This window comes from Streptomyces sp. NPDC006207, assembly GCF_040613835.1.
GTDB lineage: Bacteria > Actinomycetota > Actinomycetes > Streptomycetales > Streptomycetaceae > Actinacidiphila.
Genome location: NZ_JBEXSX010000069.1, coordinates 22,265 through 39,578, shown reverse-complemented (window position 1 = coordinate 39,578; position 17,314 = coordinate 22,265). Strand labels below are relative to the sequence as shown.

The following is a 17,314-nucleotide window of genomic DNA, read 5'->3' as shown; positions in this document are numbered from 1 at the left end:
ACCGGCAGCGCCGTCACCCGCCCGGGGTTCAGCCCCTCCGCGTCCGCCCGCCGAGCCGCCTGCGCGCCGCGGCCCGCAGCTTCTTGCGCAGCCTGCGGGCCCGCCGCTTCGCCGCACGGGCAAGGTCCTTGCCCGCGTACAGCACGCCCATCCCCAGTCCGCCGACGTGGCGCCAGGCCGCGCGCAGCCGTCCCGAGGGGCCCGTCCGGCGGGCCAGCAGCTCCTCCAGCAGGCGTTCGCAGCTCCTGGCGATCTCCGCGGGGTCGTAGCTGGCGCCCTTGTCCAGGGCCGCCCGGCCCATCCGGCGGCGCAGCTCGTCGTCGTTGATCAGCCGGAGCATCGCGGCGGCAAGGGCGTCGACGTCACGCGGGGGCACCAGCAGGCCGTCGACCCCGTCGCTGATGATCTCGCCGGGACCGAGCGGGCAGTCGGTGCTGACCACCGGCAGCCCCACGCGCATCGCCTCGACGATCGTCATGCCGAATGACTCCATGCTGGAGGAGACCGCCAGCAGCGAGCCCTTGGCCATCTCCGGCTCGATCGGCGTCACTGTCCCCATCATCGTCACCCGGTCGCCGAGTTCCAGGCGCTCGATGAGCTGTTCCAGCTTCTCCTTCTGCCCACCGGTGCCGTATAACCGCAGGCCCCAGTCCGGGTGTTCGACCGAGACCTTGGCGAAGGCCCTGATGAGGTCGCCGTAACGCTTCACGGGGGCCAGCCGGCCCGCCGCGACCACGTACTTGGCGTCCAGGGCGCTGGGCACGACACCCGGGTCGGGGACGCTGTTCGGCAGGGCGAGCACCCGTACGCCGGGCAGCCACAGTCTGCGGCGGTAGCAGACGGCGTCGGCCTCCGTCGTGGTGGTGACCGCGTCCAGCCGGGGGTAGAGCCGGCGCAGCCTGAGGACCAGCGCCAGCGAGTGGGTGTCGAGCGTCAGGTGCTCCTGTGCGATCCGGACCACGTGACGCGGCGCCTGCAGGGCGATGTGGACGTTCAGCCCGGGGCGGGTGCCGATGACGACGTCGGCGTCGAGCGCCGCGAGGTGGGCGGCGATCCGCTGGTCGGTGAGGGCGCTGTACTGCTCGTAGCGGTTCTCACCGGAGGGGAAGACCTTCGCCGGCCGGTGGTACAGCGGGTCGTCGAGGTCGCACGTGTCGCTGCTCCTGCGCAGGTCCACCAGGTGCCGCAGCCGGACCTGCGGGTCGAGGGCGAAGGAAGGTTCGTCGCGGTGGCGGTACACGGAGACGATCTCGACCTCGTGGCGCTCGGCCAGGGCGCCGGCCAGGTTGTAGGTCGTGCGGATGGTGCCACCGACCCCGTAGGCGTTGTGAATCAGTATGGAAATGCGCATGCGTCCCCGTGTTCTCCCGCTCCCCGCGGGCTCCCGCCCGCACTTCGTGCAGGCAAGACGATCGCCCCGGCCCTTAGGTTGCGTTCCTTCACCTTCCCTGCCCCTCGCCGTATACGCACTGTGATGTCCCCGTGACCGGTCGGTATCCTTCCGGATCGCGCCCGTCAGGCACGGTGGCCCAGCTGCGGCACGTCGAAGCAATTGCGCTCGATGCCGCCCCCCTCCGTCACCCAGCCGCCCCGGCGGCCGCTCGCCGCGTCACTCCACCGGGCTACGGACGGGCGGGCCCGAGAGGTGACGGACGGTTCGGCGAGCACCTGAGAGCGCGGCGGGAGCGACGGGCCGCACACATCGCGGCTTTGGGCGGACGGACCGTTCAGGGTATTGCCGCACACGACGTATTTCCACTAATCGGTTGACATGGCCATAAGATGACACGAATTCAGGCACGTCATGACCAGGACCCGCCAGGACCCGCCGCACCCGGCCAGGGTCCAGCGGGCTCAGCGCGGCAGGCGCAGCAGTGTCCCGGGCGTGAGCTGCCGGGTCGGGTCGGAGCCGATGACGTCCTGGTTGAGCCGGTACAGCTCGGCCGCGCCGCCGCTGACGTTGAAGCGCCGGGCGACTCCCTCCAGGGTCTCGCCGGGCTGGACCGCGTGCGCCCGGCCGGCCAGCCGCAGGCGCTGCGCGCAGGTCGGCCAGGCCTCCCAGCCCTGGTCGCGGAGGATCTCCTCGGCGACGGTCATCTGCTGGTCGGGGGTCGCGCGGTCGGGCCTGGCGGCCAGGTCGAGACCGCCGTGCTCGACCCAGGTGGGCTGGAAGATCTGCAGCCCACCGTAGAAGCCGTTGCCGGTGTTGGTCTTCCAGCGGTTGCTGCTCTCGCAGGTCGCCAGTTCCAGCCAGACGGGGGCGTGCCCGTCGGCCCGCGCTCCGGGAGCCAGGGCCGCCCACGTGGCGAGCAGAGCGAAAGCGGTCACCGCGAGACGGCGGGGACGGGACATGCGGGCCAGGCTAGGCACGGTGCGGCGGGCGCCGTCGCCCGCCGCGCCGTGCGCGCCCCCCGGCCCACCCGGTCGGAGCACGCCCCGCCGGGTGGGCCGGGAGTGCGCGGGAGGTCAGACCGACAGCCGCTGTCCCGGGTAGATCAGGTTGGGGTCGGTGCCGATCACGGACCGGTTGACGGCGTACAGCTTCTTCCAGGTCGTCCCGTGGGCGGCCGCGATGCCGCTCAGGGTGTCGCCGCCGCGGACGCTGTAGTTGCCGTGCCCCTTCGCCCGGCTCTGGCCGCGGTCGGCGTGACCGCCGCTGCCGCGCGACTGCTGCGCGGGCGCCGGGGCGGTGTGCCGCTTCGCCTTCGGCGCGGCCGGGGCGGTCCCGCGGGCGGGTGCGCTCCCGTAGGCGCCGGCGCGGGCGGAGCAGGTGGGCCAGGCGCCCCAGCCCTGCGCCCGCTGCACCTTGGCGGCGACGGCGATCTGCTGCTCACGGCTCGCCCGGTCGGCGGTCGCCGCGTACGCGGTGCCGCCGTAGGCGCGCCAGGTCCCGGCCGAGAACTGGAGTCCTCCGTAGTACCCGTTGCCGGTGTTGATGTGCCAGTTCCCGCCGCTCTCGCAGCTCGCGATGCGGTCCCAGACCCCGCCGTCGGCGGCCTTCGCGGGCCCCGCGACGGCCATGAGGGCCAGCGGGGTCAGCACGGTGACGCCGGCTACGACTGCGGACTGACGGTACTTGGCTGATACGGCCATGGAATCCCTCTCCACGGACCCGGGGTTCCCCCATGGCGCCGTACCTCCGGTACGGCACCCGACGGACGGGGTCCCCACGCATCCGGCGCGGCCCCCGTCCCCTTCGCTCGCCGACCGATGGATTTCGGATCCACGGTCACCCTCCGTGCGAGCCCTCCCGGGTGGTGCTCTCTGCACACGGCGGGCAAATCTAGGCAGGGTCGCGTTCCGTCGCCAAACAAACCCCTTACGCCGCAGGCCACTTGATGGTTACCGGTAGTAACGACCTGTTGAGGACACCGGATTGATGGTGTTTTTTGCGGCATATCCGCACAGCGTATATGCGCCGTGTGACCCGACTCATAGGCACGGAGGCTTCCCGGGGTGAAAGGTGGGACTTGGAGTGACCGGCTCCGCACCGCCGCTCACCCTCCGCACGCGGGCGCACGAGCACGCGCCAAGAAGGCCGTGACTCCCGCCACAGATCGGCCGTTGTCACTATGTGCCGGGCGAGGCCCGGCAAAGGAGCCCGTAGCCGTACATTTCAAGGAGGCTTCAGTGCCGCCCATGCTCGACGTCAGCGACGAGGTACGAGCCGAGATCGGCGATGAGGAGGCGGCACGCCTGCTGGCGGGCGACAGCGCGCCCGGCACGTACGACTGCACCTCCTGCCGTACCCCTGGGGACACCGCCACGGAGCGCACCAGCACGGTGCTCTTCGTCGGCGAGGAGACCGCCGTGCTCGCCTTCGCCCACGCGACCTGCATCCCCTCCCAGGTCGTGCCCGTCTCGGAGGAGCAACTGCAGGGAGCGGTGCAGAGCATCGCCGGTGAGGAGCCGTCCGGCGCCGCGGCGGCCACAGCTCCGCGCCAGGCGGTGCTCGGCATCACCTGCGGCCTCGTCCTCATCAAGGAGGAGGTGTGCCCGGCCCTGGTCATCGAGCCCACCGGCCCGATCGCCCGCCCCGGCGACAGCGGCCCCGGTGACGACTTCCTGCCGATCCTGATCGAGCAGGGCTTCCTCCCCGTGAACGACCTGTCCACGCCGCCCTCCCCGCTGCCCGGCTGGTCCGTGCTGCTGGCCATGGGGCAGTTGCACGCCATCCTGCAGCCCGGCTCCGCCGGCGCGTGGTGGCAGGCGCACCAGCCGCTCGCGGTGAGCGAGGGCTGGCGCCAGGCGGTCAACCGGTCCAACGAGGTGTACGTGTACGCCGCCCCGCACGGCACCATCGGCCAGCAGCCCCGCGAGGACCTGCTGCGCGACGCCCTGGAACGCGCCTGCGGGCGCGGACTCCTCGTCGCGGCGACGATGCCGCTCTCCGGCACCTGATCCCCCCGGCTCCGGCCAAAGGCGCGTACGGCTGCCCGTACGCGCCTTTGGCCTATGGCAGTGCATATGCGTGATTCATCCGTACGACCCGCATCCCCGCAGATGAGCCGCTCGTTGCCACGACGTGCACACCTTTGACGCTTCCTCACGAGCCCAGTTCCGCAGCCCCATCCCCCCCATGCGCACCGCGCAGGAGGCGTCCGTGAGCGAGGGCACGCCGATCTACGACGCGCTCTACTCCGAGTACCGCAGGCTCTTCCGCACCCTCCCCGGCGACCGCACCGGCGAGGAGGACCTGCAGTTCAACGGCTTCGCCGACCGCGGTGGCGCCAACTCCCCCTACCGCTCCGGCCGCCACCGCGGCGACCTTCCGGCCCTCCCCCCGGGCCTCGCGGAGAACCGCATGCACGGCGGCCTCTGACCCACCCCGCACGGCGAACCGCCCGCCCGATCGCCCCCCCTGGGGAGGCGACCCGGCGGGCGGCACCATGTCCGGCCCCGGCAGGGCTACTTCTTGCGGCCGCAGACCCCCACGAAGAACCGCCCGCCCGATCACCCCCACAGGAACGACCAGACAGGCGGCACCACGCCCACCCCCGCAGGGGCTACTTCTTCCGACCGCGCTTCTCCCGCACCCGCACCGACACCTGGATCGGCGTCCCCACGAACCCGAACTCCTCACGCAGCCGGCGCTCGATGAAGCGGCGGTAGCCCGCCTCCAGGAAGCCGGAGGCGAAGAGCACGAAGCGCGGGGGCTTGGTGCCGGCCTGGGTTCCGAAGAGGATGCGGGGCTGCTTGCCGCCGCGGATCGGGTGGGGGTGGGCGGCGACGAGCTCGCCCAGGAAGGCGTTGAGACGGCCGGTGGGGACCCGGGTCTCCCAGCCCGCCAGGGCGGACTCGATGGCCGGGACCAGCTTCTCCATGTGGCGGCCGGTGCGGGCGGAGACGTTCACCCGGGGCGCCCACTGGACCTGCACGAGGTCCTTCTCGATCTCGCGCTCGAGGTAGTAGCGCCGCTCCTCGTCCAGCAGGTCCCACTTGTTGTAGGCGATGACGATGGCGCGGCCCGCCTCGACGGCCAGCGAGATGATGCGGGTGTCCTGCTCGGCCAGGGTCTCGCCGGCGTCGATCAGGACGACGGCGACCTCCGCCTTCTCCAGGGCGGCCGCGGTGCGCAGCGAGGCGTAGTAGTCCGCGCCCTCCTGGAGGTGGACGCGGCGGCGGATGCCCGCGGTGTCCACGAACTTCCAGATCTTGCCGCCGAGCTCGATGAGCTCGTCGACCGGGTCGCGGGTCGTGCCGGCCTGCTCGTTGACGACGACGCGCTCCTCGCCCGCCACCTTGTTCAGCAGCGAGGACTTGCCGACGTTCGGGCGGCCGATCAGCGCGACGCGGCGCGGGCCGCCGATGGTGTTGGCGAAGGACTGCATCGGCGCCTCGGGGAGCGCCTCCAGCATCGCGTCCAGCAGGTCGCCGGTGCCGCGGCCGTGCAGCGACGAGACCGGGAAGGGCTCGCCGAGGCCCAGGTTCCACAGCATGGCGGCGTCCGCCTCGCCCGAGGGGCCGTCGACCTTGTTGGCGCACAGTACGACCGGCTTGCCGGCCTTGCGGAGCAGCTTGACGACGGCCTCGTCGGTGTCGGTCGCGCCGACCGTGGCGTCCACCACGAAGACCACCGCGTCGGCGGCCTCGATCGCGAACTCGGCCTGCGCGGCCACGGACGCGTCGATGCCGAGGACGTCCTGCTCCCAGCCGCCGGTGTCGACGACCTTGAAGCGGCGGCCGTTCCAGTCGGCCTCGTACGTGACGCGGTCGCGGGTGACGCCGGGACGGTCCTCGACGACCGCCTCACGGCGGCCGATGATCCGGTTCACCAGCGTCGACTTGCCGACGTTCGGGCGGCCGACGACCGCGACGACCGGCAGCGGGCCGTGGCCCGCCGCCGCGAGGTCGCCCGCGACCTCGTCGAGGTCGAAACCCTCCTCGGCGGCGAGCTCCATGAACTCGGCGTACTCGGCGTCGTCGAGCGCGCCGACTTCGCCGTACTCGTTCTCGATGTCCATGAAAGCTTCTCCGTCGATCGTCAAATGTGCGGGGGCTTGCACGCCCCAGTGTGGATCAGGCCGACGCTAGGAGGCGCGGCCCGTGGTGCGCCGGGCGTACTCGAGGTGTCCGCTCAGGTGCTTCTGGATGCGCACGGTGGCGGCGTCCAGTGCCGTACGCGTACGGCGTCCGCTGCCGTCACCGGCGTCGAAGGGGTCGCCGAAGACGATGTCGACCCGGCCGCGCACTGGCGGCAGGCCGCGGATCAGCCGTCCCGGCCGGGACGTGCCGAGGACCGCGACCGGCACTATGGGCGCGCCGGAGCGCACCGCGAAGTACGCCAGGCCCGCCCGCAGGTCGGCGAAGTCGCCCTCGCCCCGGGTGCCCTCGGGGAAGATCCCCAGGACCCCGCCGCGCTCCAGCACGCCGAGCGCGCTGGTCACCGCGGTGCGGTCGGTGCTGTGGCGGTCCACCGGGAGCTGGCCGATCCCACGCAGGAACGGGTCCAGCGGCCCGATGAACGCCTCCTTCTTGATCAGGAAGTGCACCGGGCGCGGGCAGGTGCCCATGAGCACCGGCCCGTCCACGTAGTGCGAGTGGTTCACGGCCAGGATCACCGGCCCCGAGGCGGGCAACCGCCAGGCGCCGAGCACCCGGGGGCGCCAGAGGCTGTTGATGATCCCGATGCCGATGCGGCGGCCGACGGCCGCGCCCTTCGGTCCCGGAACCGCGGAGGAGTCGCTCACGAAGCCGCCCGCTTCTCCTCGATGAGGGTGACGACGCACTCGATGACCTGGTCGAGGGTGAGCTCGCTGGTGTCGACCTCCATGGCGTCGTCCGCCTTCGCCAGCGGGGAGGTCTTGCGGCCGGAGTCCGCCGCGTCGCGCCGTACGAGGGCCTCCCGGGTCGCCACGAGGTCGACCTGGGCGCTGCCGGTGGCCTTCAGCTCGCCGCCGCGGCGGGCGGCGCGGGCCTCCGGGGAGGCGGTGAGGAAGATCTTGACGGTGGCGTCCGGCAGCACCGTGGTGCCGATGTCGCGGCCCTCGACGACGATGCCGGCGGGCGCGGCGGTGGCCGCGTCGCGCTGCAGCCCGACCAGGCGGCTGCGCACCTCCGGCACCGCACTGACGGCGCTGACCGCCGCGGTGACCTCCTGGGTGCGGATCGGGCCGGAGGCGTCCACGCCGTCCACCGTGATCGTGGGCGCCGCCGGGTCGGACCCGGAGACGATCACCGGCTTCTCGGCGGCGGTCGCCACGGCGGCTGCGTCGTTCACGTCGACGCCGTTGCTCAGCATCCACCAGGTCATCGCCCGGTACTGCGCTCCGGTGTCCAGGTAGCTCAGGCCGAGCTTGGCCGCGACCGCCTTCGAAGTGCTGGACTTGCCAGTGCCCGAGGGGCCGTCGATCGCGACGATCACCGGATTCGACACAGTCGGGGGACCTTCCTTGTGCATGGAGCAGGTACACGGCTGGCGCAATGCCATCCCCACAAGGTTACCGGCCCACCCATTCGGCTCCGTACCACGAATTCCCGGGCCCCCCGCTCAGGCGCGCAGCGACCAGCCACGCTCCCGCAACGCCGCCGACAAACGGGCCGCCGCAGCCGGCTCCACCATCAACTGGACCAGACCCGCCTGCTGCCCCGTCGAATGCTCGATCCGCACGTCCTCGATGTTGACCCCCGCCGCCCCCGTGTCCCCGAAGAGCCGCGCGAGCTCCCCCGGCTGGTCGCCGATGAGGACGGCGACGACGTCGTAGGACTTGGGGGCGGAGCCGTGCTTGCCGGGGACCTTGGACCGGCCGGCGTTGCCGCGGCGGAGGAGGTCCTCGATGCCGGCGGCGCCGTCGCGGCGCTTGACGTCGTCCGCGGACTGCAGGGCCCGCAGGGACTCGACGGTCTCCGTCAGGTCGGCGGCGAGATCGGCGAGGACGTCGGCGACCGGGCCGGGGTTGGCGGAGAGGATGTCGATCCACATGCCGGGCTGCGAGCCCGCGACCCGGGTGACGTCGCGGATGCCCTGGCCGCACAGGCGGACCGCGCTGTCCTCGGCGTGCTGCAGCCGCGCCGCGACCATGCTGGAGACCAGCTGGGGGGTGTGCGAGACGAGGGCGACGGCGCGGTCGTGGGCGTCGGCGTCCATCACGACGGGGACGGCGCGGCAGAGCGCGACCAGCTCCAGGGCGAGGTTGAGCACCTCGGTCTCGGTGACCGGGGTCGGGGTGAGCACCCAGGGGCGGCCCTCGAAGAGGTCGGCGGTCGCGGCCAGGGGGCCGGAGCGCTCGCGGCCGGACATGGGGTGCGTGCCGATGTACGAGGTCAGGTCGCAGCCGAGCGCCTCCAGGTCGCGGCGCGGTCCGGCCTTGACGCTGGCGACGTCCAGGTAGCCGCGGGCGAGCCCGCGGCGCTGGGCGTCGGCGACGGTCGCGGCGACGTGGGCCGGCGGCACGGCGACGATCGCGAGGTCGACCCGGCCGGACGGGGGTTCGTCGGTGCCCGCGCCGAGCGCGGCGGCGGTGCGCACCACGGCGGGGTCGTGGTCCTCCAGGTGGACCTCGACGCCGCGCGCGGCGAGCGCGAGGGCGGCGGATGTGCCGATGAGGCCGGTACCGATGACGAGGGCGGTTCTCACTGGGCGATGTCCTTGCGGAGGGCGGCCGCGGCGCCGAGGTAGACGTGGGAGATCTCACCCTTGGACAGGCCGGACTCGACGTGGGCGAGGATGCGCACGACCCGGGGCATGGCGCCGGCGATGTCGAGTTCCTGCGCGCAGATCAGCGGCACGTCGGTGATGCCGAGCTTGCGCGCGGCGACCGCCGGGAAGTCGCTGTGGAGGTCCGGGGTGGCGGTGAACCAGACGCTGATCAGGTCGTCCACCGCGATGCCGTTGCGCTCCAGGATGGCGGTGAGCAGCTCGGCGACCTGCTCGTGCATGTGCTCCGCCTCGTCCCGCTCCAGCTGGACGGCTCCGCGGACCGCTCGTACCGCCACGTCATCGCTCCCTGTGTTGCTGCGCGCACGTACCTGGTCAGCGTAGTCGGGGCGGACGGGGCGCGGCGGACACGCCCGCCCTGCGAGACGCCAGGGGTGCTGCGGTACACCATGAAGCATGATCTTCCACCTTGTTCCGCTGGACGACTGGCTGCGCGACCCGGACCGTCCGTACGCGCCCTCGTCGCTCGCCGAGGACGGGTTCGTGCACTGCGCGCCCGACGAGGCGGTTGCGCTCGCCGTCGCCGACGCCTTCTACCGGGGCACCCCGGGCCCGCTGATGGTGCTGCTGATCGACGAGGAGGCCCTGGAGGCCCGTGTGCTGTGGGAGGACGCCGATCCGGTGCCGCCGCCGGGGGTCCCGCAGGAGACGCGCTTCCCGCACGTGTACGGGCGCATCAACCGCAGCGCGGTGGTCGGGATGCTGGAGGTGCAGCGGGACACGGAGGGTCGCGCGGTGGCGCTGGCGGTGTGGTCGTGAGCGCCGCTTCGTCCTGACACGCCCCTGGACGCGGGGCGGGCCGTCCGCTTCGATGGTGCCCTGACCGCGCGGCCTCGGGGGAGGCGGACATGAAGCGTTCCGGACCGCTCCACACGCTCCTCGCGGGGCTGGCACTCGCGCTGATCATGCTGTCGCTCAACGCGACGACGGAACCGCCGCAGGTGGGGCCGAAGGGCGGCGGCCCGCCGGCCGCGAGCCGGACGCCGTCCGCCGCCCCGCCGTCGTCGGCCCCCGCGGCCTCCCCGTCCCGCAGCACCGCGGTCCCCCGCCCGGACGCGGACTACGCGGGCCGCACCGGCGACGACGCGGCGAGCGTCGCGATCGCGCTGCGCGACGGCAAGGCCGTCGCGTACGTCTGCGACGGGCGCACCAAGGAGGCCTGGCTGCGCGGCGACGTCCGGGAAGACGGCGGCATGCGCCTGACCGGCGACCGGGGCGCCTCGCTGGAGGGCACCCTGGAGGGCGGCCGCGTCACCGGCGAGGTGCGGCTGACCGGCGTGGAGCAGCCCTTCACCGCGCAGCGCGCGGTCAAGCCGTCCGGTCTGTACCGGGCGACCGCCTCGGTGCGCGGCGCGCGGGTCGTCGGCGGCTGGATCGTGCTCCCGAACGGCAAGCAGGTGGGGATCGTCTCGCGCGACGGCGAACCGTCGGCGGCGCCCGTCATCGACCCCGCCACCGGCGCCGTGACCGTGGACGGCACGCAGCTCACCGCACGGCCGATCCCCTGACCGTCCGCCCGCAGGCAGGAGCAGGAGCGCCCCATGAACGTGGACCCGAACGCCGCCACCACGTCCTTCCCGGCCCCGTCACCGCGCCCCCGCCGACGGGTCGCCGTGTTCCTCGTCCCCGCGGTCGCCGCCGCGGCGGTCGCGGTCGCCCTCGGCGCGTACGGCAGGGTGCACGACCCGGCCGGCACCGCCTTCAACCTGGCCGGTTTCTCCAGCACGGGCGCGGTCAAGTCCTGGCTCGCCACGGCCGCCTTCGCCTTCGCCCTGGTGCAGGCGGTCTCGGCGCTGGTGATGTACGGCAAGGTGCCGGGCGTCCGCGCCCCCTCCTGGACCGGAGGGCTGCACCGCTGGTCGGGCCGGATCGCGTTCCTGCTGGCCATCCCGGTCGCCGTGCACTGCCTGTACGCGTTGGGCTATCAGACGTACAGCAGCCGCGTGATGGGGCACTCGCTGCTCGGGTGCTTCTTTTTCGGGGCATTCACCGCAAAGATGCTGCTGCTGCGGGCCGAGCGACTGCCGGGCTGGCTGCTGCCGGTCGTCGGCGGGCTGGTCTTCACGGCGCTGACGGTGCTGTGGCTTACGTCCGCGTTGTGGTTCTTCAGAACGGTCGGGGTGACGACATGAAGCGACGCATGGTGCTGCTGTCCACGGCAGCGCTGGCGGGTTGCAGCAAGTACGGCGAAGAGAGCGCGCCGCCCGCGGCGGCGACCTCCGCGCCACCACCGGCCTCGGAGCCCGTCTCCGCGCCGAGCTCGGCACCGGCCTCCGCTCCCCCGTCGGGGGAGGGCGCGGCGCTGGTGAAGGCGGCCGACGTGCCCGTGGGCGGCGGCACGGTGATCACGGACAAGAAGGTCGTGGTGACCCAGCCCCAGGCCGGCGAGTTCAAGGCCTTCTCAGCCGTCTGCACCCACCAGGGTTGCATCGTGAACAGCGTCTCCGACGGCACCATCAACTGCCCCTGCCACGGCAGCAAGTTCCGCATCACCGACGCCTCGGTGGCCGCGGGACCGGCCAAGAAGCCGCTTCCCCCCGAGGAGATCACCGAAAAAGACGGCGAGATCTTCCTCGTGTAGCCCGTACGATCCCCGTCCATGCGCGACCACGACCTCGTACGCCGGCACACCGTCTACGCCTGTGTGATGGGCTCACGCGCCTTCGGCCTGGCCACGGACGGCAGTGACACCGACCGCCGCGGGGTGTACGTGGCGCCCACGCCGCTCTTCTGGCGGTTCGACAAGCCGCCCCGCCACGTGGACGGCCCGGAGCCCGAGCAGTTCTCCTGGGAGCTGGAGCGGTTCTGCGAGCTCGCGCTGCGCGCCAACCCCAACATCCTGGAGTGCCTCCACTCCCCGCTCGTCGAGCACGTGGACGACACCGGGAAGGAACTGCTCGCCCTGCGCGGCGCCTTCCTGTCCCGGCACGTCCACGAGAGCTTCGCCCGCTACGCCACCGGCCAGCTGCGGAAGCTGGAGGCCGACGTCCGCACGCACGGCGCGCCCCGCTGGAAGCACGCCATGCACCTGCTGCGTCTGCTGATCAGCGCCCGCGACCTGCTGCGCACCGGCGAACTGCGCATAGGGGTCGGCGACCACCGGGAGCGGTTGCTGGCGGTCAAGCGCGGCGAGGTCGGCTGGTCCGAGACGGAGTCCTGGATGCTCCGGCTGTACGGGGAGGCCGAAGCCGCCGCGCCGCGCAGTCCGCTCCCGGACGAGCCGGACCGGGCCCGCGTCGAGGACTTCCTCGTCCGGGTCCGGCGGGCGTCAGCCGCCGTCACCGTCCCAGAGGGCGCCGAGGGCCAGTAGTTCGTCGCGGTGCTCGATGCGCTCCACCCAGGCGTCCGGCCAGGCCGCGAGACCGTGGTGCGCGCCGGCGAAGGCGCCCGTCAGGCAGGCGATGGAGTCGGAGTCCCCCGAGGAGCACGCCGCCCGGCGCACCGCGGTGACGGGTTCGTCGGGGAAGAGCAGGAAGCACAGCAGGCCGGTCGCGAACGCCTCCTCGGCGATCCAGCCCGCGCCGCCGGCCAGGCACGGGTCGGCCTCCCGGTCGGGCGCCGCGAGCGCCTCGTCGAGGCGGTCGAGCACCCCGAGGCACTCGTCCCAGCCGCGCCGGACGAAGGCCACCGGGCCGTGGTCCTGGGCACGCAGCCACAGGTCGCCGAGCCACCACTCGTGGTACGTGTCGCGCTGCTCCATCGCGTAGCCGCGCAGCAGGGTGGTCAGTTCCGCGGGCGCGGCGCCCTGAGCGAGCAGGTGGACGGCGTGCGCGGTGAGGTCCGAGGCCGCGAGCGCCGTGGGGTGGCCGTGGGTGAGCGCGGACTGCAACTGGGCCGCCCCCGCCCTTTCCTCGGGGCGCAGGCCGGGGACGAGGCCGACCGGGGCGACCCGCATGTTCGCGCCGCAGCCCTTGGAGCCGGTCTGGCTGGCCTCCTGCCAGGGCCGGTCCGGGTGGTCCAGCTTCTCGCAGGCGACCAGGCAGGTGCGGCCGGGGGCGCGGTTGTTGTCGGGCGAGTGGTACCAGTCGACGTACTCCTCGCGCACCGGGCGGGCGAGCCGGGACGGCGTGAGGGGGCCGCGGTCCATCGCCGTGCGCAGCCCGCGGGCGAGGGCGAGCGTCATCTGCGTGTCGTCGGTGACGAAGGCCGGGCGGGGCAGCTCCATCTCCCGCCACGGACCGCACTTGGCGAGGATCGACGGGACGTCGTTGAACTCCGTGGGGAAACCGAGCGCGTCACCGATCGCCAGCCCCGCCATCGCCCCCGAGGCGGCCCGTCTCACGCCGCGGCCACCCGGGTGCGCACGACCAGGTCGTGGAGGGCGTCGTAGGCCGCCGGCTCGCCGGGCAGCCGGGTGTCCCGCTGCGCGTCGTCCAGACCGGCGTGCAGGGCCTCGACGTCGGCGCGGACGCGGCGCGGGTCGAGGTCCATGGCGAGGCCGTGCTCGGCGACGGCCTTCTCGTGGATGAGTTCGCGGACGTACCCGGGGGCGGTGACGTGGTCCAGCAGCGTCGGCAGGTGCGCCTCGACGGTGCCGGTGCGCATCAGGTGGATGCCGGTCAGCAGCACCCGGAAGGTGTAGAGCAGCGGCTTGAGCTCGCCGGTCTTCTCGTACAGCTCCCACTGGGTACGGGCGAAGCCCCGGTAGTGGTGGGCGTGGTGGCTGGTGATGACCCCGGGTGCCAGGTCGACCAGTTGGGCGTGGACGCCGCTGGTGTGCACCACGAGCGGGGACAGCAGCTGCTCCAGGACGTAGCCGTTGCGCCGCAGCATGAGACGGGCGAACTTCAGCAGGTCGTGGGTGACCAGGTCGAGTTCGAGGCCGTCCTGCTCCCACATGCGGGTCTGGGTCTCCTCGCCCTCCCGCAGCCCGATCAGGTCGGACAGCGGGAGGAGGTGGACGCCGCGCAGGTCCACGTCGGAGTCGCGGGACGGGAAGCCGTACAGGTGCGCACCGGAGACGGTGGCGAACAGCAACGGGTGTCCCTGCTGCGCGAGGACCGGGGAGAGTTCGGGCAGCCCGGCCCCGCGCAGACGTTCGGCGTGGATGGTCATGGCGCCATCCTTCCCGGAACGGCGTCCTCCGGGAAAGTCCTTATCCGATGGGAAGCCGGTCAGAGAACCGGTCCGGCAGGGGGCGCGGACCGGCCCGTGACGGCGGGGACCGGACGGCTCAGAGGTCGACCTCGCGCATGAGCATGCCCACCTCGGTGTTGGTGAGCCGCCGCAGCCACCCGGACTTCTGGTCGCCGAGCGCGATCGGGCCGAAGCTGGTGCGGACCAGCTTGTCGACCGGGAAGCCCGCCTCGGCCAGCATGCGGCGGACGATGTGCTTGCGGCCCTCGTGCAGGGTCACCTCGACGAGGTAGTTCTTGCCGGTCTGCTGCACGACGCGGAAGCTGTCGGCGCGGGCCCAGCCGTCCTCCAGCTCGATGCCGCTCTTGAGCTGCTTGCCGATGTCGCGCGGCAGCACGCCGTTGATCGCGGCGAGGTACGTCTTCTGCACGCCGTATCGGGGGTGGGTCAGACGGTGGGCCAGCTCGCCGTGGTTGGTGAGCAGGATGATGCCCTCGGTCTCGGTGTCCAGCCGCCCGACGTGGAACAGCCGGGTCTCGCGGTTGGTGACGTAGTCGCCGAGGCACTGGCGGCCCTCGGGGTCCTCCATCGTGGAGACGACGCCGGCCGGTTTGTTCAGGGCGAAGAACAGGTACGACTGCGTGGCGACGGTCAGCCCGTCGACGCGCACCTCGTCCTTGTCCGGGTCCACGCGCAGGCCCTGCTCGGTGACGATCTTGCCGTTCACCTCGACACGGCGCTGCTCGATCAGCTCCTCGCACGCGCGGCGCGAGCCCATGCCCGCCCGGGCCAGCACCTTCTGCAGGCGCTCGCCCTCCTGCTCGGCGCCCGGGAAGGTCTTGGGGAGGTTCAGCTTGGGCTTGCTGTGCCGCTCGCGGTTGCGCTCCTCGATCTGGGCGTCGAGTTCGCGCGGGCGCGCGGGCGTGGACTTGCGGGGCTTGCCCGAGGCACCGCCCGGCTTGCCGCCGGTGCCGCCCGGCCTGCCGCCGGTGCCGCGCTTGGCGGCTCCGCCCGCTCCACCGGGGCCGCCGGAGCTGCCGCCGACGTCGTAGCGCCGCTCCTCCGGACGGGGCCGGCCCGCGCGCTTCTGCTGGTCGTCGCGCTGCCCCCCGGTCCTGGACCGGGACGTGCCCCCATCGGCACCCCGGGGATTCCGGTTGCCGCCGCTGTTCCTGCCGCTGCCGCTACTGCTTCGCATCAAGTATCCGTCGTCGAGTCCGGGTCGAATGAGGGGACGCCCTCCAGGGAGTCCGCCTCGACGGCGGCCGCCTCCGGGAGGAACGGGGCGAGCTCGGGCAGCTCGTCCAGGCCGCGCAGGCCCATCCGCTCCAGGAAGTAGTTCGTCGTCCTGTACAGGATCGCACCTGTCTCGGCTTCCGTCCCACACTCTTCCACCAGACCCCGCTGCAGAAGGGTGCGCATCACGCCGTCGCAGTTGACCCCGCGCACCGCGGAGACCCGGGACCGGCTCACCGGCTGCCGGTACGCGACGACCGCCAACGTCTCCAGCGCGGCCTGGGTCAGCCGGGCCTGCTGGCCGTCCAGGACGAACTTCTCGACGGCCGCGGCGTACGCGGGCCGGGTGTAGAACCGCCAGCCGCCCGCGATCAGGCGCAGGTCGAAGCCGCGGCCCTGCGCGGCGTACTCCTCCGCGAGGTCGTGGAGCGCGATCGCGATCTCCCGGCGCGGGCGCTCCAGCACCTTCGACAGGGTCTCCTCGGTGACGGGTTCGTCGACGACCATCAGGACCGCCTCCAGGGCGGGCCTCAGCTCCAGCTCCGCCACGGACAGCAGCCCCGCGGGCGCGCCCTCCGCCGCCTCACCGGTCCCCTCGACCGCCTCGGTCACCCCGGTCACCTCCGTCACGTCGGCCATCCTTCCCGTCCTTCGCGGCGGCCGGCACTTGGTCGAATTCGTCGGTGACGAGCGGCTGGGCCGGTGCCGCCTCGCCACCCGTCCAGCGGACCCGGAGCGTACCCAGGGCCTCCTCCTGCTCGAGCGCCACCGCCTTCTCCCGGTAAAGCTCCAGGAGTGCCAGGAAGCGCGCGACGACCGTCAGGGTGTCGGGGGCGTCGAAGGTGAGCTCCGTGAAGCTCGCCTCGCCGCGTTCGCGCAGCATCGCGATGACGTGCTCCGCCTGCTCGCGGACGCTCACCAACGGCGCGTGGATGTGGTCCACGTACACCTGCGGCTTCGGCTTCGGCTGCATCGCCTTGACGGCGAGCTGCGCGAAGCGTTCCGGACCGATGCTCAGCACCACCTCGGGCAGCAGCTCGGCGTGCTGCGGCTCCAGTCCCACGGTGCGGGGGTGGTGCAGCGCCTCGGCCTCCAGCCGCTCGGCGAAGATCGCGGCGATCTGCTTGTAGGCGCGGTACTGGAGCAGCCGGGCGAAGAGCAGGTCCCGGGCCTCCAGCAGGGCGAGGTCCTCCTCGTCCTCCACCTCGGCGGCGGGCAGCAGGCGCGCGGCCTTCAGGTCCAGCAGCGTCGCCGCGACGACCAGGAACTCCGTGGTCTGGTCCAGGTCCCAGTCCGGTCCCATGGCGCGGATGTGCGCCATGAACTCGTCCGTCACCTTGGACAGGGCGACCTCGGTGACGTCGAGCTTGTGCTTGGAGATCAGCTGCAGCAGCAGGTCGAAGGGGCCCTCGAAGTTCGCCAGCCGGACGGTGAACCGGCCGTCGTTCGCGGCGGCGCCCTCCTCGGCGTTCCCCTCGTCACCCGGCTCGTCACCCGGCTCGCCGGCAGGCTGCGGCTCCCCGTCCGGCGCGGCCTGGGGTCCGTCGTCCCCCGCCTCCGGTGCGGGCGGCGGCTCCGCGACGAGCAGGTGCCCCTCGGGCTGCGGGACGGCCTCCGCCGCTGCTTCGACGGCGGCAGGTGGCGGCGGCGCCGCGGGCGCGGTGTGGCCGAAGTCACTGCCCGCCTCGCCCGCGCCCTCGTCGGCCACGGCCGGAGGCGGCACGGGGTTCGCGCCGGGACCGCGGCCGAGGAGGCGGCGGGAGCGCTGCGGGCTGGCGGTGTCGTCGGGGGGCATGGGGGTCCAGATGGTGCTGACGGGGCCGTACGGAGGACGGCACCGTATCG

Annotated in this window: 20 protein-coding genes; 7 read left to right on the top strand and 13 right to left on the bottom strand. The window is 72.9% G+C overall.

Features of this window, described 5'->3' with window-relative positions; translation table 11 throughout:
- Positions 1 to 28: 28 nt before the first annotated feature.
- From ABZ312_RS37380 to ABZ312_RS37370, 3 genes are all read right to left on the bottom strand, one after another.
- The gene (locus ABZ312_RS37380) at positions 29 to 1,351 is read right to left on the bottom strand and encodes a glycosyltransferase family 4 protein (RefSeq protein WP_500328532.1); all 1,323 of its coding nucleotides are present in this window, start codon (positions 1,349 to 1,351) and stop codon (positions 29 to 31) included.
- Between the two features lie 503 nt (positions 1,352 to 1,854).
- Entirely contained in the window at positions 1,855 to 2,352 is a 498-nt protein-coding gene (locus tag ABZ312_RS37375; RefSeq protein ID WP_500328533.1) for a transglycosylase family protein, read from the bottom strand.
- 114 nt (positions 2,353 to 2,466) lie between these two features.
- On the bottom strand, positions 2,467 to 3,093 hold the full coding sequence (locus ABZ312_RS37370) for a LysM peptidoglycan-binding domain-containing protein (RefSeq protein WP_500328535.1): 627 nt from the start codon (positions 3,091 to 3,093) through the stop codon (positions 2,467 to 2,469).
- Between the two features lie 537 nt (positions 3,094 to 3,630).
- On the opposite strand from ABZ312_RS37370, the gene ABZ312_RS37365 reads away from it, so the two are divergent.
- Positions 3,631 to 4,401, top strand: coding sequence for a DUF8842 C-terminal domain-containing protein (locus tag ABZ312_RS37365; RefSeq protein WP_500328537.1), 771 nt, complete (start codon positions 3,631 to 3,633; stop codon positions 4,399 to 4,401).
- A 178-nt stretch (positions 4,402 to 4,579) separates the two neighbouring features.
- Positions 4,580 to 4,822, top strand: coding sequence for a hypothetical protein (locus ABZ312_RS37360; protein WP_500328539.1), 243 nt, complete (start codon positions 4,580 to 4,582; stop codon positions 4,820 to 4,822).
- A 184-nt stretch (positions 4,823 to 5,006) separates the two neighbouring features.
- Here ABZ312_RS37360 and der read toward each other — a convergent pair whose 3' ends face one another.
- The 5 genes from der to aroH form a co-directional block, all read right to left on the bottom strand.
- Positions 5,007 to 6,464, bottom strand: a complete 1,458-nt coding sequence (gene der / locus ABZ312_RS37355) for a ribosome biogenesis GTPase Der (RefSeq protein ID WP_500328541.1) — start codon at positions 6,462 to 6,464, stop codon at positions 5,007 to 5,009.
- A gap of 66 nt (positions 6,465 to 6,530) precedes the next feature.
- Entirely contained in the window at positions 6,531 to 7,229 is a 699-nt protein-coding gene (locus tag ABZ312_RS37350) for a lysophospholipid acyltransferase family protein (RefSeq protein ID WP_500328543.1), read from the bottom strand.
- Positions 7,187 to 7,900, bottom strand: a complete 714-nt coding sequence (cmk, locus tag ABZ312_RS37345) for a (d)CMP kinase (RefSeq protein WP_499511069.1) — start codon at positions 7,898 to 7,900, stop codon at positions 7,187 to 7,189. The genes ABZ312_RS37350 and cmk overlap by 43 nt, the downstream gene beginning before the upstream one ends.
- Before the next feature lie 90 nt (positions 7,901 to 7,990).
- On the bottom strand, positions 7,991 to 9,076 hold the full coding sequence (locus ABZ312_RS37340) for a prephenate dehydrogenase (RefSeq protein ID WP_500359316.1): 1,086 nt from the start codon (positions 9,074 to 9,076) through the stop codon (positions 7,991 to 7,993).
- Positions 9,073 to 9,435: a chorismate mutase gene (gene aroH / locus ABZ312_RS37335; protein WP_500328547.1), complete on the bottom strand. Its 363-nt coding sequence runs from the start codon at positions 9,433 to 9,435 to the stop codon at positions 9,073 to 9,075. Before aroH ends, ABZ312_RS37340 begins: the two co-directional genes overlap by 4 nt.
- A 118-nt stretch (positions 9,436 to 9,553) precedes the next feature.
- Between aroH and ABZ312_RS37330 the strand changes: the two genes are divergently transcribed.
- The 5 genes from ABZ312_RS37330 (at position 9,554) to ABZ312_RS37310 (ending at position 12,467) form a co-directional block, all read left to right on the top strand.
- Entirely contained in the window at positions 9,554 to 9,916 is a 363-nt protein-coding gene (locus tag ABZ312_RS37330) for a DUF952 domain-containing protein (protein WP_500328549.1), read from the top strand.
- An 89-nt stretch (positions 9,917 to 10,005) separates the two neighbouring features.
- The gene (locus ABZ312_RS37325; RefSeq protein ID WP_500328550.1) at positions 10,006 to 10,665 is read left to right on the top strand and encodes a hypothetical protein; all 660 of its coding nucleotides are present in this window, start codon (positions 10,006 to 10,008) and stop codon (positions 10,663 to 10,665) included.
- Between the two features lie 33 nt (positions 10,666 to 10,698).
- Positions 10,699 to 11,289 (top strand): DUF6529 family protein, encoded by a 591-nt coding sequence (locus tag ABZ312_RS37320; RefSeq protein WP_500328552.1) that lies wholly within the window; start codon positions 10,699 to 10,701, stop codon positions 11,287 to 11,289.
- Positions 11,286 to 11,738, top strand: a complete 453-nt coding sequence (locus tag ABZ312_RS37315) for a Rieske (2Fe-2S) protein (protein WP_500328553.1) — start codon at positions 11,286 to 11,288, stop codon at positions 11,736 to 11,738. The genes ABZ312_RS37320 and ABZ312_RS37315 overlap by 4 nt, the downstream gene beginning before the upstream one ends.
- Positions 11,739 to 11,756: 18 nt before the next feature.
- Positions 11,757 to 12,467, top strand: a complete 711-nt coding sequence (locus tag ABZ312_RS37310) for a nucleotidyltransferase domain-containing protein (RefSeq protein ID WP_500328554.1) — start codon at positions 11,757 to 11,759, stop codon at positions 12,465 to 12,467.
- On the opposite strand, the gene ABZ312_RS37305 is transcribed toward ABZ312_RS37310, so the two are convergent.
- The 5 genes from ABZ312_RS37305 to ABZ312_RS37285 form a co-directional block, all read right to left on the bottom strand.
- Positions 12,426 to 13,415, bottom strand: coding sequence for an ADP-ribosylglycohydrolase family protein (locus tag ABZ312_RS37305; RefSeq protein ID WP_500328596.1), 990 nt, complete (start codon positions 13,413 to 13,415; stop codon positions 12,426 to 12,428). The two genes, ABZ312_RS37310 and ABZ312_RS37305, sit on opposite strands and share 42 nt — an antisense overlap.
- Before the next feature lie 20 nt (positions 13,416 to 13,435).
- Positions 13,436 to 14,212: a nucleotidyltransferase domain-containing protein gene (locus tag ABZ312_RS37300; RefSeq protein ID WP_500328556.1), complete on the bottom strand. Its 777-nt coding sequence runs from the start codon at positions 14,210 to 14,212 to the stop codon at positions 13,436 to 13,438.
- A 118-nt stretch (positions 14,213 to 14,330) separates the two neighbouring features.
- Positions 14,331 to 15,431, bottom strand: coding sequence for a pseudouridine synthase (locus ABZ312_RS37295; protein WP_500328558.1), 1,101 nt, complete (start codon positions 15,429 to 15,431; stop codon positions 14,331 to 14,333).
- Positions 15,431 to 16,108 carry an SMC-Scp complex subunit ScpB gene (gene scpB, locus ABZ312_RS37290; RefSeq protein ID WP_500328560.1) on the bottom strand — a complete coding sequence of 226 codons (678 nt, stop codon included), beginning with the start codon at positions 16,106 to 16,108 and terminating at the stop codon, positions 15,431 to 15,433. Before scpB ends, ABZ312_RS37295 begins: the two co-directional genes overlap by 1 nt.
- The gene (locus ABZ312_RS37285; RefSeq protein ID WP_500439647.1) at positions 16,053 to 17,264 is read right to left on the bottom strand and encodes a segregation and condensation protein A; all 1,212 of its coding nucleotides are present in this window, start codon (positions 17,262 to 17,264) and stop codon (positions 16,053 to 16,055) included. Before ABZ312_RS37285 ends, scpB begins: the two co-directional genes overlap by 56 nt.
- Positions 17,265 to 17,314: the final 50 nt, after the last annotated feature.

What these genes read in the sequence shown, in the direction of transcription:
- ABZ312_RS37380 (WP_500328532.1), bottom strand. Translation starts at nt 1,351, where the DNA reads ATGCGCATTTCCATACTGATTCACAACGCCTACGGGGTCGGTGGCACC.
- ABZ312_RS37375 (WP_500328533.1), bottom strand. Translation starts at nt 2,352, where the DNA reads ATGTCCCGTCCCCGCCGTCTCGCGGTGACCGCTTTCGCTCTGCTCGCC.
- ABZ312_RS37370 (WP_500328535.1), bottom strand. Translation starts at nt 3,093, where the DNA reads ATGGCCGTATCAGCCAAGTACCGTCAGTCCGCAGTCGTAGCCGGCGTC.
- ABZ312_RS37360 (WP_500328539.1), top strand. Translation starts at nt 4,580, where the DNA reads ATGCGCACCGCGCAGGAGGCGTCCGTGAGCGAGGGCACGCCGATCTAC.
- der (WP_500328541.1), bottom strand. Translation starts at nt 6,464, where the DNA reads ATGGACATCGAGAACGAGTACGGCGAAGTCGGCGCGCTCGACGACGCC.
- cmk (WP_499511069.1), bottom strand. Translation starts at nt 7,900, where the DNA reads ATGCACAAGGAAGGTCCCCCGACTGTGTCGAATCCGGTGATCGTCGCG.
- ABZ312_RS37330 (WP_500328549.1), top strand. Translation starts at nt 9,554, where the DNA reads ATGATCTTCCACCTTGTTCCGCTGGACGACTGGCTGCGCGACCCGGAC.
- ABZ312_RS37325 (WP_500328550.1), top strand. Translation starts at nt 10,006, where the DNA reads ATGAAGCGTTCCGGACCGCTCCACACGCTCCTCGCGGGGCTGGCACTC.
- ABZ312_RS37320 (WP_500328552.1), top strand. Translation starts at nt 10,699, where the DNA reads ATGAACGTGGACCCGAACGCCGCCACCACGTCCTTCCCGGCCCCGTCA.
- ABZ312_RS37315 (WP_500328553.1), top strand. Translation starts at nt 11,286, where the DNA reads ATGAAGCGACGCATGGTGCTGCTGTCCACGGCAGCGCTGGCGGGTTGC.
- ABZ312_RS37310 (WP_500328554.1), top strand. Translation starts at nt 11,757, where the DNA reads ATGCGCGACCACGACCTCGTACGCCGGCACACCGTCTACGCCTGTGTG.
- ABZ312_RS37305 (WP_500328596.1), bottom strand. Translation starts at nt 13,415, where the DNA reads ATGGCGGGGCTGGCGATCGGTGACGCGCTCGGTTTCCCCACGGAGTTC.
- ABZ312_RS37300 (WP_500328556.1), bottom strand. Translation starts at nt 14,212, where the DNA reads ATGACCATCCACGCCGAACGTCTGCGCGGGGCCGGGCTGCCCGAACTC.
- ABZ312_RS37295 (WP_500328558.1), bottom strand. Translation starts at nt 15,431, where the DNA reads ATGCGAAGCAGTAGCGGCAGCGGCAGGAACAGCGGCGGCAACCGGAAT.
- scpB (WP_500328560.1), bottom strand. Translation starts at nt 16,108, where the DNA reads ATGGCCGACGTGACGGAGGTGACCGGGGTGACCGAGGCGGTCGAGGGG.
- ABZ312_RS37285 (WP_500439647.1), bottom strand. Translation starts at nt 17,264, where the DNA reads ATGCCCCCCGACGACACCGCCAGCCCGCAGCGCTCCCGCCGCCTCCTC.